At 59.5% G+C, this 17,875-nt stretch carries 17 protein-coding genes; 4 read left to right on the top strand and 13 right to left on the bottom strand.

The features are described 5' to 3' along the window. Window positions 1–11: 11 nt before the first annotated feature. Complete coding sequence (gene dkgA, locus PVE98_RS02910; RefSeq protein ID WP_033752450.1) at window positions 12–836, bottom strand: 2,5-didehydrogluconate reductase DkgA; 825 nt, start codon at window positions 834–836, stop codon at window positions 12–14. Window positions 837–1,030: 194 nt separating this feature from the next. On the opposite strand from dkgA, the gene PVE98_RS02915 reads away from it, so the two are divergent. After that, window positions 1,031–1,939, top strand: a complete 909-nt coding sequence (locus PVE98_RS02915; protein ID WP_033752449.1) for an AraC family transcriptional regulator — start codon at window positions 1,031–1,033, stop codon at window positions 1,937–1,939. 10 nt (window positions 1,940–1,949) lie between these two features. Here the strand turns inward: PVE98_RS02915 and PVE98_RS02920 are convergent, their stop codons facing one another. From PVE98_RS02920 to PVE98_RS02940, 5 genes are all read right to left on the bottom strand, one after another. Beyond that, window positions 1,950–2,612 (bottom strand): DedA family protein, encoded by a 663-nt coding sequence (locus tag PVE98_RS02920; RefSeq protein ID WP_033752447.1) that lies wholly within the window; start codon window positions 2,610–2,612, stop codon window positions 1,950–1,952. 105 nt (window positions 2,613–2,717) lie between these two features. Next, window positions 2,718–3,908: a cystathionine beta-lyase gene (gene metC, locus PVE98_RS02925; protein ID WP_096073813.1), complete on the bottom strand. Its 1,191-nt coding sequence runs from the start codon at window positions 3,906–3,908 to the stop codon at window positions 2,718–2,720. Between the two features lie 133 nt (window positions 3,909–4,041). Next, window positions 4,042–5,328 (bottom strand): TRAP transporter large permease, encoded by a 1,287-nt coding sequence (locus PVE98_RS02930; protein WP_033752445.1) that lies wholly within the window; start codon window positions 5,326–5,328, stop codon window positions 4,042–4,044. Between the two features lie 9 nt (window positions 5,329–5,337). Beyond that, window positions 5,338–5,844 (bottom strand): TRAP transporter small permease, encoded by a 507-nt coding sequence (locus PVE98_RS02935; RefSeq protein WP_033752443.1) that lies wholly within the window; start codon window positions 5,842–5,844, stop codon window positions 5,338–5,340. A gap of 46 nt (window positions 5,845–5,890) precedes the next feature. After that, window positions 5,891–6,868: a TRAP transporter substrate-binding protein gene (locus tag PVE98_RS02940; RefSeq protein ID WP_313619052.1), complete on the bottom strand. Its 978-nt coding sequence runs from the start codon at window positions 6,866–6,868 to the stop codon at window positions 5,891–5,893. A gap of 352 nt (window positions 6,869–7,220) precedes the next feature. Here PVE98_RS02940 and exbB point away from each other — a divergent pair, with 352 nt between their 5' ends. Both exbB and exbD read left to right on the top strand, forming a co-directional pair. Further along, complete coding sequence (exbB, locus tag PVE98_RS02945) at window positions 7,221–7,946, top strand: tol-pal system-associated acyl-CoA thioesterase (protein WP_333620471.1); 726 nt, start codon at window positions 7,221–7,223, stop codon at window positions 7,944–7,946. A 4-nt stretch (window positions 7,947–7,950) separates the two neighbouring features. After that, window positions 7,951–8,373, top strand: a complete 423-nt coding sequence (exbD, locus tag PVE98_RS02950; protein WP_033792211.1) for a TonB system transport protein ExbD — start codon at window positions 7,951–7,953, stop codon at window positions 8,371–8,373. Window positions 8,374–8,636: 263 nt separating this feature from the next. Here exbD and PVE98_RS02955 read toward each other — a convergent pair whose 3' ends face one another. Both PVE98_RS02955 and PVE98_RS02960 read right to left on the bottom strand, forming a co-directional pair. Next, a complete protein-coding gene (locus tag PVE98_RS02955; protein WP_200879039.1) occupies window positions 8,637–9,845 on the bottom strand; it encodes a sugar efflux transporter in 1,209 nt (402 codons plus the stop codon). A gap of 237 nt (window positions 9,846–10,082) precedes the next feature. After that, window positions 10,083–10,979, bottom strand: a complete 897-nt coding sequence (locus tag PVE98_RS02960) for an alpha/beta fold hydrolase (RefSeq protein ID WP_096073811.1) — start codon at window positions 10,977–10,979, stop codon at window positions 10,083–10,085. 284 nt (window positions 10,980–11,263) lie between these two features. Between PVE98_RS02960 and PVE98_RS02965 the strand changes: the two genes are divergently transcribed. Next, window positions 11,264–12,583, top strand: a complete 1,320-nt coding sequence (locus PVE98_RS02965) for an MFS transporter (protein ID WP_096073810.1) — start codon at window positions 11,264–11,266, stop codon at window positions 12,581–12,583. Here the strand turns inward: PVE98_RS02965 and PVE98_RS02970 are convergent. From PVE98_RS02970 to PVE98_RS02990, 5 genes are read right to left on the bottom strand one after another with little or no spacing between them, the layout of a single operon-like run. Then, complete coding sequence (locus tag PVE98_RS02970) at window positions 12,580–13,557, bottom strand: spore coat U domain-containing protein (RefSeq protein ID WP_033752429.1); 978 nt, start codon at window positions 13,555–13,557, stop codon at window positions 12,580–12,582. The genes PVE98_RS02965 and PVE98_RS02970 overlap by 4 nt on opposite strands. After that, a complete protein-coding gene (locus PVE98_RS02975) occupies window positions 13,554–16,004 on the bottom strand; it encodes a fimbria/pilus outer membrane usher protein (RefSeq protein ID WP_096073809.1) in 2,451 nt (816 codons plus the stop codon). The genes PVE98_RS02970 and PVE98_RS02975 overlap by 4 nt, the downstream gene beginning before the upstream one ends. Next, on the bottom strand, window positions 16,005–16,694 hold the full coding sequence (locus PVE98_RS02980) for a molecular chaperone (protein WP_187143665.1): 690 nt from the start codon (window positions 16,692–16,694) through the stop codon (window positions 16,005–16,007). Between the two features lie 24 nt (window positions 16,695–16,718). Then, window positions 16,719–17,207: a spore coat U domain-containing protein gene (locus PVE98_RS02985; RefSeq protein ID WP_227741516.1), complete on the bottom strand. Its 489-nt coding sequence runs from the start codon at window positions 17,205–17,207 to the stop codon at window positions 16,719–16,721. 49 nt (window positions 17,208–17,256) lie between these two features. Then, entirely contained in the window at window positions 17,257–17,826 is a 570-nt protein-coding gene (locus tag PVE98_RS02990; RefSeq protein ID WP_033752425.1) for a spore coat protein U domain-containing protein, read from the bottom strand. Between the last annotated feature and the right edge of the window lie 49 nt (window positions 17,827–17,875).

The following is a 17,875-nucleotide window of genomic DNA, read 5'->3' on the forward strand; positions in this document are numbered from 1 at the left end:
CATAGCCTGCATTAATTGAAGGTTTCCGGGTCCGGCCCCAGACGGTTGCCGCGATCCAGCTTCGCGATTTCGCTCAGCTCGGTCTTCTCCAGGCGGAAATCGAACACGGCGAAGTTCTCCGCGATACGCTCAGGCGTCACCGATTTCGGGATCACCACCAGCCCGCTGTCGAGATGCCAGCGGATAACGATCTGTGCCGGGGTTTTGCCGTACTTCTTCGCCAGCTGGCGAATAATCTCCTGATCGAACACCCCTTCGCCGCCCTGTGCCAGCGGGCTCCAGGATTCGGTCTGGATCTGATGCATGGCGTTCCACGCGTGCAGCGTGCGCTGCTGCAGCATCGGATGCAGCTCGATCTGATTGACCACCGGTGAGACGCCGGTTTCATCCAGCAGGCGCTTCAGGTGCGCTTCGTGGAAGTTACAGACGCCGATGCTTTTGGTCAGCCCCTGCTGCTGCAGCTTGATCATCTCTTTCCAGGCGTCGACATAGTGATCTTTCTCCGGGCACGGCCAGTGCATCAGGTAGAGATCGACCTGCTCCAGCTGCAGTTTTTTCAGGCTGGTTTCCATCGCCTGCTGCACATTCTGCTGATCGTCGTTCCACAGCTTGGTGGTAACGAAAATCTCTTCGCGCGGCACGTCGGTATCCTGTAACGCCTGGCCGATCGCCTCTTCGTTTTTATAGGCGGCAGCGGTGTCGATCGAGCGGTAGCCGACCTCCAGCGCCTTGAGCACGGCACGATGGGCATCTTCGTTGCTCGCCTGCCATACGCCAAGCCCCAGCTGCGGCATCATATTGCCGTCGTGCAGTTTGATAATCGGTTGATCTGCCATAGGTGCTCCTTTCTGTTGCAGTGAACCTGTGAGGCTTAAGTCTAGTCAACAAACCTGACCCCGTTTTCATTGTGGCTGGCAATTCCGTTTCCTGCCCTGCCTGATCCTGCGGAAGTCTTGCCTGTTTCTCCATTTCAGTGGCGAATTTCGCAGCAGCCTGGCAGACTGGTTTCTTTACTCTGCGAGAGATATGCATGGCGCACGAAGCTCTGTGTCAACACCTGGCGAAACAGGTCGTGACCCTAATGACCCATGGACGCAACCGCCTTTGCCCGGTGGAAAACGTCAACCTGATCTACCTTAATCAATATCAGCCGCGTACGCCGATGATGTACCAGCCCGGTATCGTGATTCTGTTTCAGGGCAGCAAAACCGGCTATCTCGGCAGCACCGTTTTTACCTATGACGCCACGAAATATCTGATGCTCACCGTGCCGCTGCCGGTCGAGTGCGAAACCTGGGCGTCGCCGGAAGAGCCGGTGGCAGGCATGTTCCTGACGGTCGATACCGCCAGCCTGCAGGATCTGCTGATCGAGATTGGCGACGACGAAGATTTCCATCCGCAGCCGCAGACCTCCGGCATTCACTCCGCCTGGCTGACCGAGCCGATGCTGTGCGCGGCGGAGCGCCTGCTGGACGTTATGCTGCATCCGCGCGACGCGCGCGTGCTGGGGCCGCAGATCGTGCGGGAGATTATCTACTACGTGCTGACCGGGCCGACGGGCGGCGCGCTGCTGTCGCTGGTGAGCCGTCAGACCCAGTTCAGCCAGATCGCCCGCGCGCTGCGCCGCATCGAAAACCACTATGCGGACAACCTTAGCGTCGATGCGCTGGCGGCAGAGGTGAACATGAGCGTCTCGGCGTTTCATCACAACTTCAAGGCGGTGACGCAAACCTCGCCGCTGCAGTACCTGAAGCGCTATCGTCTGCATCAGGCGCGGCTGCTGATGCTGCATGACGGGCTGAAGGCGAGCGCGGCGGCGGTGCGGGTGGGCTACGAAAGCCCATCGCAGTTTTCACGGGAGTTTAAGCGCTATTTCGGCGTGACGCCGGGAGAGGAGATTAGCCGCGTGCGTCAGACCGTGGCGGAACCACAGGCCTGACGCCGCGCGATCAGGCCTGTTTCTGGCGACGTTTTTTCCAGATCACCACGATACTGCCCGCGAGGCCGACAAACAGCAGCACCATCGGCAGCACCATCAGGATCGCCATCACCTGATCTTCATGGCGTTTGATAAAGGGCACCTGACTGATGCCGTAGCCAAACGCCACCACAATCGCCACCCACAGCAGTCCGCTCAGCCAGTTAAACAGCTGGAAACGGCCATTCTGCAGGCCGGAAATGCCCGCCATGGTTGGCAGAATAGTGCGCACGAACGCCAGGAAGCGGCCAACCAGCAGCGCCATCAGGCCGTGGCGGTTAAACAGCTGCCACGCGCGCTGATGATATTGCGCCGGCAGATGCATCAGCCAGCTTTTCACCAGGCGCGTGTTGCCGAGCCAGCGTCCCTGAAGGTAGCTCAGCCAGCAGCCGAGGCTGGCGGCCGTGGTGAGGATCACCATGGTGGGGAAAAAATCCATTACCCCTTTGGCGACCATCGCGCCCGCCAGCAGCAGCAGGCTGTCGCCCGGCAAAAAAGAGGCGGGAAGCAGGCCGTTCTCCAGAAACAGCGTCAGAAACATCACGCCGTAAACTACCCAAACCACATTTGGATCGGCCAGCGCGGCAAAATCCTGATGCCAGAGCGCATGAACAATCTCGTGTAAAACACTCATCTGCTATCCCATCGAGTCACAAGGAATCTATTTTAGCGGCAATCCGGCAGAGAAATTTGATCTGCGGCCGGTCGCCATGGCGTGGTTGAGGTTCTGTTTAAGTTACTACTGCGTCAGGCGTGCAAAACCTGCCGTTAAATCGTCAATCAGGTCGTCGACATGCTCCAGACCAATATGCAGGCGCACCAGCGTGCCGTCAAAGTCGACGCCGCCCGCCGGCCTGATCGCCGCCAGCTCTTCCGGCTGATTCGCCAGAATCAGCGACTCGTAGCCGCCCCACGAGTAGGCCATGCTGAAATGGTGGAAGCGATCGAGGTAATGCGCCAGTTTTTCGCCGCCCAGTTTTTCATGCAGCACGAAAGAAAACAGGCCGCTGCTGCCGCTGAAGTCGCGTTTCCAGAAGGCGTGGCCTTTGCTCTGCGCCAGCGCCGGATGGTTGACGCGCGCCACTTCCGGCCGCGTCGCCAGCCACTCCGCCACCTGCAGCGCGCTCGCCTCATGCTGGCGCAGGCGCGTGGCGAGGGTGCGCAGGCCGCGGCTCGCCATATAGGCGCTGTCGGCATCTACCGTCTGGCCCATCAGATAGGAGTTCTCGCGCAGCTGTTCCCAGCAGCGCGCGTTCGCCACTGCGGTGCCGATCATTGCGTCGCTGTGGCCGATCAGGTACTTGGTGCCCGCCTGAATCGAGATATCGACGCCGTGCGCCAGCGCGTTGAAGAAAAAGCCTGCCGCCCAGGTGTTATCCATCATGATCACCGCGTCCGGCGCCTTTGCGCGCACCGCCGCGACGATTGCCGGAATATCCTGCACCTCCATAGTGATGGAGGCCGGAGACTCGAGAAACACCACGCGGGTTTCCGGGCGCACCAGCGCGCCGATTTCGCTGCCGATGGTGTGATCGTAGAAGGTGGTAGCGACGCCGAGCTTACTGAGGATTTTGGTGCAGAAGTCCTGCGTCGGCTCATAGACGGCGCCGCACATCAGCACATGGTCGCCCGCGTCGACGAACGAGAGAATGGCGTTGGCAACCGCTGCCGCGCCGCAGGGATAGAGCACGCAGCCCGCGCCGCCCTCCAGCTCGGTCATCGCGTCCTGCAGCGAGAAGTGGGTGAGGGTGCCGCGGCGGCCATAGAAGAGCTCGCCGGTGGCGCGTCCCGCCGTGGCGCGCTTTTTATCGGCGACGCTATCGAACACCAGCGAAGAGGCGCGCTGAATCACGCTGTTGACCGCGCCCTGCGTGTAACGTTTGCTGCGCCCCGCGCTGACTAAGGTGGTATCGATTTTTTTGGTCGTCATTCGTGTCTGCCCTGCCGCCTGCTACAAAGCCTTCACGTTACCACGAATTGCCGGTCAGGGTTGACCCCAAATCCTGATATTCAGAACCTGCCCGAGAGTGGAAAGGCGGCGCGCCGCGCCGCCTTTTAACCGATTACATCACCCCCATCAAACGCGGCAGCCACAGCGAAATCGCCGGAACGTAAGTAATCAGCATCAGCACCAAAAACAGAATGCCGTAAAAAGGCAGCATCGCGCCGACCACCTGCTCGATTTTCTGTTTGCTCACCGCGCTGGCGACAAACAGCACCGTGCCCACTGGCGGGGTGATCAGCCCGATGCCGAGATTGGTCATCATGATCATGCCGAAGTGCACCGGATCGATGCCAAGCGCGGTCGCCACCGGCAGCAGCACCGGCGTCAGGATCAGGATAATCGGCGCCATATCCATCAGCGTGCCGATTACCAGCAGCAGCAGGTTGATGCACATCAGGATAACGTACTTGTTATCCGACAGGCTGGTAAAGGCGTCGGTGATAATGGTCGGCAGCTGCATAAAGGTCATCACCGCGCCGAAGCCCGCCGCGAAGGCGATCAGCACCATCACGATAGTCACCGTCTTAATAGTGCGGAACAGCAGGATATGCAGCTGGCTCCATTTAAAGTCGCGGTAGATGAACATGGTGACGAAGAAGGCCCAGAGGCAGGCGATCGCCGCCGACTCCGACGCGGTAAAAATGCCGGAGAGAATACCGCCCAGGATAATTACGATGGTAAAGAGACCCCAGAAGGCGTCGAAGAAGATCTTCACCGCCTGGCGAAACGGAATGCGCTCACCTTTGGGATAGCCGCGCTTGCGCGCGAAGGCGAGGCACATCACCATCAGGCAGAAGCCCAGCAGCAGGCCGGGAAAGATGCCGGCGACGAACAGCGAGGAGATGGTCACCACGCCGCCGGTCGCCAGCGAATAAATCACCGAGTTATGGCTGGGCGGCGTCAGCACCGCCTGCACCGAGCCGCTGGCGGTGACCGCCGCCGCGAAGTCGCGCGGATAGCCTTTCTGCTCCATCTGCGGGATCATCACCGAGCCGATCGAAGCGGTATCCGCCACCGACGAGCCGGAAATCGCGCCGAAAAAGGTCGAGGCGACGATATTCACCAGCGACAGCCCGCCGCGAATAAAGCCGACAAAGATATAGGCGAAGTTCACCAGCCGCCGCGCGATGCCGCCTTCCGCCATAATCGCCCCCGCCAGGATAAAGAAGGGGATGGTAAGCAGCGAGAACTTATTGACGCCGTTCGTAATTTGAATAACCACCGCTTCCAGCGGCAGATCGATCCACCATGCGCCGATAAAGGCGCTGAGGCCCACGGCGAAGGCGACGGGAAATCCCAACAACAGCAGCACAACCAGGCTGCCGATCAACATCAATGCGTCCATGGTCGCTCCTTAATGGGTACCGCCTAAAACCACCACAGGCCGCTGGCTTTGATCGCCGTTCAGCAGCCGCTCGATAACAAACAACAGGGTAAACAGCGCGCCGATGGGGATCGGCAGATACATCTCGCCGTAGGTCACCGAGGGCAGCGAGGCGAGCGGCTGGATCCACATCGCCACGCACAGGTTGTAGCTCGCCTGAAAGATGATCAAACAGGTCACCACCATCAGCAGATCGCACAGGCGCAGCATCAGCCGCTGCGCGGCAGGCGACAGGCGATCGGTCACCATCGAGACGCAAATATGGGTGCCGGCGCGAAAACCGACCGGCGCGCCGATAAAGGTAAAAATAATCATGCAGACGATGGCGACCGGCTCGGGCCAGGCCAGCGCGCCGTTAAGCACATAGCGAGCGAAAATGCCGATAGGGATCACCGTCACCATAATCAACAGCGCGACGGCGGCGATGCCCATGCACAGCAGATAGAGCCCATCCATCAGACGAGAGTATCGGTTCATATGCGTTACCTGAATAACGCCGCGCGGAAGGCGCGGCGGCGGAAGGTTATTTAACGTCGGCGATTTGCGTCATCAGATCCTGATATTTGCCGCCAAACTGATCGCGCACCGGCTGCGTCGCTTTCATGAAATAGTCTCTGTCGGTCTCCTGAAAGGTCACGCCGCCCGCTTTCATCTTCTCGATCGACTGCTGGGTGTAGGTCGCCCACAGCTGGCGCTCTTCATCCTGCGCCTCTTTGCCGAGCTTTTTCAGCAGCGCCTGGTCTTCCGGCGACAGGCGCGCCCACGAGGTTTTTGAGAAGAGGATCATCTCCGGCTGGATAAAGTGGCCGGTCAGGGTGTAGTACTTCGCGACCGGCAGATAGTTGTGAGCGACGAAGGTCGGCGGGTTGTTCTCGGTGCCGTCCACCACGCCGGTCTGCATGGCACTGAAGACTTCGCTGACGCCCATCGCCACCGGGTTGGCGCCCATCGCTTTCAGCGTTGCCAGCGAGATGGCGCTGTTCTGCACGCGGATTTTCATTCCTTTGAGATCGTCCGGCTTGCTGAGCGGCTTTTTAGTGATCATGTTGCGTTCGCCCGCGTCGGTCCAGCCGAGAAACACCATGCGCGCGTTGGCGTCGGCGTCGAATTTGTCGACAATTTGCTTGCCGACCTCACCGTCCAGCACCTTGTGCATATGGTCGACGTCGCGAAAGATGTAGGGCAGCGTCAGCACGCTGGTTTCCGGCGCGATGGTGGTGACCGGTGCCAGCGAGACGCGGATCATATCGATGGCGCCGAGCTGCACCTGCTGCAGCGTCTGATCTTCATCGCCCAGCACGCCGCCAGCGTAGACTTTCATCTCCAGCCGCCCGTTAGTCGCCTGTTTCAGCTTGTCGCCCATATGCTGCAGCGCCACGACGGTGGGGTAGCCAGCGGGCTGGACCTCCGCCACTTTTAATACCTTCGCCGATGCCGGAGCCGCGCTCAGGCCAAGCGCAGCAGAGACGGAAACGGCAAGGATCCATTTATTCACTCTCATTATTTTTTTCTCCAGGCAGATAGAGGAGGGCACAGGTCATAGGCGGCAGAGGAAGTGGCCCGCGTGCTGCCAGAATAAGCAAATCGTGCTGGCTGAAAATGCGGCAATGTTGATTAAATGAACAAGCTCACATTTTGAAACGATGTTTTAATAAATTTATACGGGAAATCACATTTCTGAAATAGCGCTGAAAAGTGTCATAAAAGGTTGGCAACAGCCCGGTGAGAGCGGCGTACTGTTTGTAAATAGTAATGAGAACTACTATCAATTCGCCGGTTTTTTGCTATTATTCGCGCTTATCCATTATTCCTGCATATGAAGTTGGAGACGCAGCGTGGTAGCCAGTGACTTAATGCAAACGGATCTCTCTGTTTGGGGCATGTATCAACATGCCGATATCGTGGTAAAAGTGGTAATGATCGGCCTGTTGCTGGCGTCGGTCGTCACCTGGGCGATTTTTTTCGGAAAGTTTGCCGAGCTTAGCGCGGCGAAACGTCGACTGAAAAGCGAGCAGCAGGCGCTGGGCGAAGCCCGCAGCCTGGGCGACGCCGCCCGCGCCGCCGCGCAGTTCAAGAGCCACAGCCACAGCGCGGCATTGCTGAATGATGCGCAAAACGAGATTGCGCTTTCGGCGGGCGTCGAAGATACCGACGGCATTAAAGAGCGCACCAGCTTTCGCCTTGAGCGCCGCGTCGCCGCCTTTAGCCGCCACGCCGGTCGCGGCAACGGCTTCCTCGCCACTATCGGTTCCGTCGCACCGTTTATCGGCCTGTTCGGGACGGTCTGGGGCATTATGAATAGCTTTATCGGTATCGCGCAGACCCAGACCACCAATCTGGCGGTTGTCGCGCCCGGCATCGCCGAAGCGCTGCTGGCCACCGCTATCGGCCTGGTGGCGGCGATTCCCGCGGTGGTGATCTATAACGTTTTCGCGCGCATGATCGTGGGCTATAAAGCGTCGCTGGGCGACGTGGCCGCGCAGATTCTGCTGCTGCAGAGCCGCGATATCGACCTGGGCAACCTTAACGCGAAAAGCGCTGAAGCTCGCCCGACCGCTCAGAAATTACGCGTAGGTTAAGTTTATGGCGATGCGATTAAACGACGATCTGGAAACCGACGGCGAGATGCATGAAATCAACGTCACGCCGTTTATCGACGTTATGCTGGTGTTGCTGATCATCTTTATGGTGGCCGCGCCGCTGGCGACCGTGGATGTTCGCGTTAATCTGCCCGCCTCGACCAGCGCACCGCAGCCGCGGCCGGAGAAGCCGGTCTATCTGTCGATTAAAGCGGACAAGCAGTTTTATATCGGCAATGAGCAGGTGACGCCGGAGACGCTGGTGGCGGTGCTGAACAGCCAGACCGAAGGCAACAAAGAGACCACTATCTTCTTCCAGGCTGATAAGTCGGTCGATTACGAGACCCTGATGAGCGCGATGGATAAGCTGCGCGGCGCGGGTTATCTCAAGATCGGCCTGATGGGGATGGAAACCGCCGCGAAGTAAATTTGCGCGCGTGAGAAAAGGGCAGCCTGCGGGCTGCCCTTTTTGTTTTTGTCCTGTCGCGGGAGGCTTTGCTCTCCGGGCGTCAGACTTTTATCTCTAAAGAAGGCGCTGTGCGCAGATGACGGCGTTTTAGTGCGAATGTCCGCTTCGTGCCAGCAGCGGACGTTCAGCTCGTTTTCATCATCCTTACAGAGAGACCGCGAGGCCCATAAAATGCATCCAGGGCAGCGCAGTTCTGCCAGCCCTTATTTATATGTGCGTAGTCAGCCCGTTACCGAACGCTTCTTTACAGAATGACTTCTGTTTATGCAAAACATCAGTAAAGCAGCGCAACAGACTGATAACAATGGAATAAGCAAAGTCATTTTAAAACCGGCCAGTTGCGCCATCAGCCCGGCAATCCCGTTACCTGCCATCATGCCTGTGCGCATGGCATTGGAGTGAAATGCAGATGCGAAACCGCTACGTTCCGGCAACGCGTCCTGAATAAGAGAAATGCCCAAGCCGACAAAAATACCGAAGAATAATCCGTTAAAAAGTTGCAACACGATAAGTTCGGTCATGCTGGTGGCCATTTGAAGCAGGCAGTAATAGACGGCAGCAAACAAAAAACCAGCCATAATCAGCGGCTCTTTACCTGTTCTCTCAGCCAGATGTGCAGCGGCAAGCATAACGGGAATTTCCATTATCGCGGTTGCGCCCAGCAGGAAGCCCGGAAACGAGGCTGGTAAATTAAGCTCGTGTACCAGGTACAGTGGCATAATGGTCAGGTACATATTATTGGATAAGTTTGCCAGCATCATTACTGCGCCCAGCATCCAAATCATACCCGTGACAGAGGCTTTACCGGCTTGAGTTGCTTTTTTTATGCCTGTATCGACGGTTTTTTTATTCGTTGGAAGCAGCAACTGACTGGCAAGTAAGGTCATGGCTGAAAGCAGGGCTGAGGCCAGAAAATTAAAGCTGAATCCAAATCTGTCGGCAAAGACAAATGCCAGGGCAGGACCGGCAATCCATACAATTGAAACGCCCGAACGCATTTGCGTATTGAGCCGCGTAGCGTTAAGTCCTGCGGTCAGTGAATGCTTTCGGATCATCGACAGAAGTAACGGGATAGACGCATTGCCTGGCCCCATCAGGAGAATGCCGATGGCCAGAGCCTCAATGGGTTGACGACAGAAACTGAAGGCTAAGCCCGCCAGAAAAAGCGCCATAACAGAAATCATGAAAAGTTGCCTGACCGAATATCCTTTATCTGCAAGCGAGCCCATCAGCTGGCTGAAAAATAATCCCGACAGGGCAAATCCCAGGCTGTAGAAAGTGATAAAAATCGGGCTTGCATGCAATCCGTTTATTAGAAACAGGCTCATTACAGGCAAAATGAAGGCATATGAAATGGCGGTCATCACGTTTATCAGAAATAGCCGCCCGGTAACCCCAGAAAAAAAAGCCATAAATAACAACATCTCCATGTAAGTTAATCCTGTGTTTTTAACACGGAAACGTCTCAAGGCAGTGCAATATTTCACTCCGAATGTATTGTACTGGTTATTTGGCTATAAGGATTTTGTCTGCAGAGCGGCGCCTGGTTCCTTAGAGTTGCTGTGGTTTATTCTGGCACCGAACGTCCGCTCCTCGCTCATAGCGGACATCGGCCTGCATATCAGCCCGCCTGGTGCCAGAAGCGGTGCTTGCGCCCTGAACATCCTTTATTCATTTAAAAATGCCTTAACCGCACTGGCGAACCGTTCTGGCTGATCAAGCATCACAAAGTGAAAACTCTCATCAATACGCGTGAAACGGATATGCGGTGCAGAGGCATAGGCCTGACGGTACATCGCCTCTACGCGGGTTGCCGGTATGCCAAATAAGGCGTCATACGCATAGACGATCTCCATCTGCGCTTTGATACGGCCTAGCTCGGGACGCAAATCGGTCACCATCAGTTCATACACGGCATCCGCAACGGTTTTGCGATCGGAACGGATGCTCGCCGCCACCAGTGCGGGCCTCACCGCCTCGGTCATGGCTAAACGGGCTATGGATGCTTTCTGGGACGCTTCGAATTGCTCTGGCGACTGCTGCAGCAGCCAGTCCCGCATAGGGGCGGCGTGCCGCTCAGCCGTTTCGCTGGTCGCCGCAGGATCAATCATCAACGTGTAGAACGGTAAAGCATCGACAATCATCAGGCGACCGACCAGGTTGGGGTAGCGCGCGCCCAGCATCAAGGCTATCTCTCCCCCAAGAGAATGGCCAATAATCGCCGGCGCGTTGATGTGCTGGGTCTGGATATAGTCTGCGATGGCCTCAGCTGCCAGCGCGATGACCTTTCCCTCAGGGTTGGCAATGGCTGGCGTATTCGCAAAGCCCGCAAGTTCTACCAGATGAATGCGGTGTTTCTTACGTAATTCTGCAGCTAAATCGGCCCAGACTTCGCGCGACGACGCCAGCCCGGGAATCAAAATGACATCCGTTCCTGCGCCTTGCGTCTGTACCGAGATACGCTGCGCGTGAGGAGCGGGCGGGGTAAGAGGCTGCGCGGCGGTTGCCGAGAATATGAGTGACATAAATAAAAGCGTTTCTCCGAACATGGCACGGATATGCATGACATTTCCCTGTTAAGTTAAGCTGTTTAAGCCACTGTGTATCGCTATTGTGCCTCTTCTGACACTTTTCCCGTTATACCTGCTTATTTGATACGTCGCTTTGTAGACTACCTGAAGGCAGAGTCAGTCCGCACGGACAGGTGAAAAGGTGAATCCTGCTGCATAATTGCAAGGTTAATTGTTTGTTACTCTTGGTTTCATAATTGTAAAGTGAAATGGTGAGGTTAATCACGTTATTCGCGCCTCGCTCAGGCTAAAACGGAGAAAAAACGCAGGAAGCCACTATGAGTCACACTCCGTCTTTACAAAAGCCTCAGGGCAGCGCCCGAACTATCTTTAACGTTACCAGCGGTAACTTCCTTGAAATGTATGACTTTATGGTGTTTGGCTACTACGCCACCGCCATAGCGAAAACCTTCTTCCCTGGCGACGATCCATTCGCCTCTCTCATGTTGACCCTGATGACCTTCGGCGCCGGATTCCTGATGCGGCCGTTAGGGGCGATCGTGCTTGGCGCCTATATCGACCATCATGGCCGCCGCAAGGGGCTGCTGCTGACGTTAGGGCTGATGGCGATCGGCACGCTCACTATCGCGCTGGTGCCGGGCTACGCCACGCTGGGCGCCGCCGCGCCGATTCTCATCCTGCTTGGCCGCCTGCTGCAGGGCTTCTCCGCCGGCGTCGAGCTGGGCGGCGTCTCAGTCTATCTGGCCGAGGTGGCGCCAAAAGGGCGCAAAGGCTTTTTCGTTAGCTGGCAGTCGGGAAGCCAGCAAATTGCGGTTATCTTCGCCGCGCTGCTCGGCCTGCTACTCAACCATCTGCTGGCGAAAGAGGCGGTGACGGAGTGGGGCTGGCGTATTCCCTTCGTTGTTGGCTGTATGATCGTGCCCTTTCTGTTCTGGGTGCGCCGCATGCTGGAAGAGACCGAAGCCTTCAGCCAGCGCAAACAGCATCCGACCATGCAGCAGATTATGCGTTCGCTGGCGAGCAACTGGGCGCTGGTGCTGGCGGGCATGCTGATGGTGGTCACCACCACCGTGATGTTCTATATGATCACCGCCTTTACGCCTACCTTCGGCAAAACCGTGCTGATGATGAGCGATAAAGAGAGCTTTCTGGTGACGCTGTGCGTCGGCGTCTCCAACCTGATCTGGCTGCCGCTGATGGGCGCGCTGTCGGATCGCATCGGCCGCCGTCCGCTGTTGATTACCTTTACGCTGCTGATGATCCTCACCACCTGGCCGGTGCTGCACTGGCTGGTGGGATCGCCGACCTTCGCCCATCTGATGGAAGCGGAGCTCTGGCTCTCGTTCCTCTATGCCAGCTATAACGGCGCGATGGTGGTCTATCTGGCGGAAATCATGCCTGCTGAAGTGCGCGCCTCAGGCTTCTCGCTCGCCTACAGCCTGGCAACTGCATTGTTCGGCGGCTTTACGCCCGCCATCTCCAGCTATCTGATCCACGCCACCGGCGACAAGGCGATGCCCGGCGTCTGGCTCACCTTCGCCGCCGTTTGCGGCCTGATCGGCACGCTGATGATTGGCCGCATGGTCAGGCAGTATCGTGCGCGCCACAGCGGCGCGACCGCCGGCGCCTCAATCTAAAACGACAGGTCCACCACCACGCTGTCCGTGTAGTTCCCCGCGGGCGGCGTGTTTTGCGTGGTGAGGATGCGCGCGGTATAGCTGTAGCCGCGCGTCAGCCCGTCCGTGCTCACGCTGGTGGAGCTGGCGCTGCTGTAGCGCTCGGTGCCGCTCGGCCCCCAGCGGTTGCTGCTGGTTCCCTTGTAAATCTCATAGCTTAACCGGTTAGTGCCGCTCGCCATCTGACGCTGCGTGCCGCTAAGGTAGTTACCATTGCTTAACCCTACCGTGTAGGTGCTGCCTTTGCTGCACACCACGTTAATCGTCTGCGACACGGCAGAGAAGCTGCCTACCAGCGGCGCGCTGCCGAAGCTGATATTGGGCGCGGTGATAGTGGTGCAGTCGTTGGTGACCACCATGGTGACGGTAATGGGGATCACGCCGCTGCCGGTCTGCGGCGACAGGCAAATGTTGCCGACGCCGACGCTAGTGCAGATGTTATAGGTCACCGCCAGGTTCAGCGTGGTGGTATAGGTGCCGGCGGCCACCGTCTGGCCCGGCACGCTGCGCAGATAGACCGGAATGGCGAAGTTAAGACTGCCTAACAGGCCGGCGAGATTGACCAGCACCGACTGGCTGATGACGTAGGCGGCGGCGCCGATGGTGAGCTCGGTGGCGCAGGCGCTGTCGATGCAGAGCTGCACCGGAATATTATCGGTGCCGGTGTCACCGCTGCGCTTGAGCGTGCCGCGCGTGCCGTTGACGTTGGTGGCACCGGTCAGCTGAAAGGTGATCTGGTTATTGCCCAGCAGCGAGAGCGAGGAGCCGGACCCGCAGTTAACGTTGGCGTTGGTCGAGGTCGCCTGCGCCGTGCTGTTGACCACAAAGGTCGTCACCGATCCAAAGCTGGCGGTGGAGGCGGGCAGGGCGCAGGCGGCGCGCGACAGCGTCGGGAAAAGCGCCATCAGCGCCAGCAGCAGCAGGATTTTTTTCATGGAATAATCCCTGAGGTGGAGTTATCGGCACTGGGCACCGGCGCGCCTGCTGGCCTGGGCGGCAGCGGGCAGGTAATGGGGCCATAGGTTTTCAGCGCCTGCGGCTGGCCGCTGGCGATGGTCAGCTCGGCGTTGCAGGTGCGTCCGTCCGGCGTGGCGACGCGCATCGGGTTGCGGGCGCGCAGGTTTTCCAGCCAGGCGATGCCGTCCCAGCCGACATATTCGGTTGCCTGGCCTTCGCGCAGCACCTGGCTGGAGACCGGCAGCGGCTGGCCGTCGGCATCCTGCAGGATCACGCTGGCGGCGCGCAGCTTCTCCACCGGAAAGTGCAGCAGATAGCCGCTCTGGCGTTTCACCGCGAAGCGCTGTTCAACGTTGGGCGTCGTCATATCGGCGGGCAGGTCGAGCGTGTCGATATCGTACTTCGCCGGATAGTAGCTGCTGATCGAGGGCACCAGCAGATAGCCGTTGCGATCGGTTCGCCCCATCGACTGGTTTTCATAGCGCACGTTGACGTCGGGATAGCTGGTTTTCACCACCACGAAGGCGTCGTTGATGGCGTTGGCAGCGAAGGTCTGATTGTCCATCAGCACCAGCGAACCGGTGAGATCCGCCCACTGGGTGTTGTAGTCGTCGTCGCCGTAGAAGCCCGCCGAGGTGTCGATTTTGTTATTGCGCCAGCGCAGGCTTCCCTGGCGGTAGTCGCCGCTGTCGCCGCCCTGATTAGCCCAGGAGGCGTCCCAGGCGAAGCCGCCGTCGCTCGGCATCGCGCGCGAGAGATAGAGCCGCTGATTATTTTCGCCCTGCTGGTCGCGCTCCATGCTCACCGAGGCGCTGCCGTGCTCGCCGAACGGGATCACCAGCGAAATCGCGCCGCTCCATGCGCCCTGCTCCTGATCGCGGCTGGCGGAAACGTAGAGGCTGGAATTACCCCACAGGGTTTTGCTCCAGGAGAGGTTGAGCAGCCGCGTATGCTGGCCGTCGCCGCCGCTGATATCGATATAAGCGGCGCCGAGGCTGCCGTACTGGCTCAGCGACAGGCTGGCGTTGTACTGGGCGCTGCGGCGCGCCAGGCTATAGGTGGTATTGCTGGTGTCGCTGTTGCCGGTGCGGCTGCTAAGCAGCGCGAGGTTGCCGAAGTCGCGGCTGCGCAGAATATGCTGCGTGCCGATGCTGAACCAGCTGTTGTTGTACTGGTAGCCCCAGCTGTACTGCGTGCCGGCTGCGCCGCTCATCTGGCTCTGCGCCGCCGCGCCGTTCAGCACGCCGAGGCTGCCGACGCGAAACATCGCGCCCGCGCCGCCCATCGCCAGGCTGTCGCTGCCTTCGGCATGGGTTTCCAGCGTCAGCCAGTCGGCGACGCCGTAGCGCAGCGAGCCGCTCGCCGCCGCCTCGCCGTAGTCGAAATTGCGGATGCCATAGTTGTCGCGAAACGCGCCGGTGGAAAAGGAGTAGTCGCTCAGGCCCGCTTTCAGCAGCGTGCTGGAGACATAGAAGGGCAGCGTCGTCGTGACCTGACGTCCTACCACGTCGGTCGTGGTGATCACCGCATCGCCCGCGCCGTTGACGAAAGGAACGTTGGTCAGCGACCAGGGACCCGGCTGCACGTTCGCCTGGCTGGATCGGTAGCCGTTGATAAAGAGATCGACGGTGGAGGGCACCGCCGCCTGGCCGGAGAAGGCGGGCAGCGGATAGGTCACCAGATCGGGCCGCACGCTGAAATCGCGGCCGACCTGTATCCCGCCGAGACGCACGCTGTTGCTCCAGCTCAGCGCGTCGGTGGTGAGATCGCCGACGCGCCAGCTGACCGCATTGTTCTCATCCTCGTTGCTCCACCAGGTGTCGTAGCGGATATAGCCGTCATCCTGCGCGGGGGCGCGGCCCTCAATCTGCTGCTGCCAGACGCCGTTGCTGGAAAACTGGCCGGCGGAGCCGAAGAGGCGCAGCTCGTTCCAGGAGGAAAGGCGCGTGCCCGCGTTGGTGGTGCGCGTGGCGTAGAGGTCGTAATTGAACAGCGCGCCGGTTGTGGCGCGTCCAGGGTAGCGCGGCCCGTTCTGCGCCTCGCCGATCACTTGGCCGGGGAGCCAGGCGGGCGGCACCGTCAGCAGCAGCCGCTGGCGGCGATCGTCGTAATCCGCTTTGACGTCGGGCCACTGGCTGACGTCGACCTGCTGCGGGTCGGGCAATTTCTCCGAGGGAATGCCGACGCGCTGCAAATCGCCGGCGCGCACCAGCAGGCGGCCGTCGCGCCGCTCTACCGGCACGATAACGCCGCTTTCGCGCTGGTTGATCACCAGCTCCAGCATATAGCGCTGACGATCGCTGCTGCTCTCCTGCGACGGCGGCGGCGGCAGCGACGAAAAGGTCTCCGCCAGCGCGGCGGCCGGCGTCAGACAGGCGCAAACGCTGGCCACCGCCAGCGCGCAGGGGTGAAGTGCGCGCGGCATTTAGCGGCTGGGCGCGCTGCGCCACGCGCCGGCGTTGGTGTCTGCCGTCATCTGGCCGCTAAGAGGAGTTTTCAGCGGCCAGCGGTTTTCGCTGCGCGCCAGCACGTAGCCGAACAGGCCGTCGCCCAGCTTGCGTCCGCCGACGGTGACGTTGCTGAGGCGCGCATGGCCGCTGCCGCGATTGGCGATCAGCAGCCAGGATCGGCCGCCTTCGCTCACCTGCCGCCAGCTTAAATCCGGTTTTGCCCCGTCGCGCGTCAGCCCGTCGCCGTAGACGAACAGCGGCACCGAGTAACGCATCTGAAAATTCAGGCCCGCCTGGTTTTCGCCCGGCGTGCGCGGCGTCGGGATCTCATCGAGCACCACGCGGTACGCCAGCTCCTGGCCCGTGCCGGGCGGCGTCTGCTTGATCAGGCGCACCAGCTGCTTTTTCCCCGGCTCGATGCGCACCAGCGGCGGACTGGCGACGATACTCTGCTGCGTGGCGTACTGCTCTTTGCCGCCGACCTGCTGCCAGCTGAAGATACGCACCTGCATCAGCGTGGTGACGCTGCCGCGGTTTTCCAGCCACAGCTCGCTCGCTTTCTCCTCCGGATTGATGGCGGGATCGATTGGCCAGATCATCAGCGAGTTTGCCGCCTGGGCGCTGGCCGCCAGCAGGGAAACAAAGAACAACAGGGCGCGCATCATCAACTTTCTCCTTTAAGCATGCGGCTACCAGCTCAGCGTCACGGTCAGCGTGTCGGTGTAGACGCCGGCGCGCGTCGGGCCAGGCAGCTGCAGCAGGCCGTAAATCGGCAGCGTAATGTTATTGGCATTGCTGTAGCTCAGCGCGACGGCGCTGTTCACCGGGATCGCGGTGGTATGGCTGGCGTTGGTGTAGAGGGTGTAGGGCACAGTATTGGTATTGCTGGTGTGCTTCAGGTTGCGCGTGGTGGTGTAGTTGCTGCCGCCGCTGATGCTCATGCTCAGCGTCGTGCCAGGGGTGCAGGCGAGCGTAATAGCGGCGCTCTGCACAAAACTGGCGCTGACGCTGTTGCGGGCAACGCCCGACTGCGAGCCGAAATCAAGCGTGCCGAAAACCCCGGTATTGGTACCGGAGACGATGCAGCCCGCCACGATGGAAGCGGACACCTGAAACGTGCTGGTGGGCAGGCTCCAGGCGCTAAGACTTCCTGTCAGCAGGGGCAGCGCGTAGATCAGCCTGCGCAAAGCGCGCGGCGCAGCCACCCGGATGCTCCTGACCGCGCGATCAGTAATTCACGGCGACGTTAATGGTGTCGGTATAGGTGCCTGCCGGAATCAGCGGGTTGAAGCCGCCGCCTACGACGCGACCGTATATGGCGTAGTTGGTGCCCAGCGTCGGATCGGTGGTACCGCTGGGCGCGATATTGGTGTTATTGGCGATAGCAGTGGTAAAGGCCGCGTCGCTATAAAGGGTGTAGGCGATCCCCTGAGTATTGTTGGAGCCGAGGATCAGGTAGCGCGGCTGGCCGGAAACGGTGCCGTAGATGGTGGCGGGCGCCGCGTTGCTGCTGGTCACCTGCACGTTGAAAGTCTGGCCGGTGGTGCAGCGCACGTAGATGCCGTTGCCGGACGCGCCGACCAGCGTGGCGTTAAGGGTATCGAAGGTCGCCGCGCTGCTGCCGAAGTTCAAGGTACCGAAGTTAACGCCGGTCGTGGCGGACTGGCCGTTCACCAGGCAGCCGGTGGTCAGCGTCAGGGTGGCGTTGATCGTCCCTGTGGTGGTGGCGGCAAATGTCACAGCAGGGAGTGCCGAGGTCAGGCCCGCAGCGGCAAACAAAAAAAGCTTGAATTTCATAATTAATCCTTACCGATTATTCAGAGTCAGTGCTTTTTTGCCCGGTGAT

This window comes from Pantoea sp. GABEPS69 (assembly GCF_045780835.1).
In the GTDB taxonomy this organism is placed as follows: domain Bacteria; phylum Pseudomonadota; class Gammaproteobacteria; order Enterobacterales; family Enterobacteriaceae; genus Pantoea; species Pantoea septica.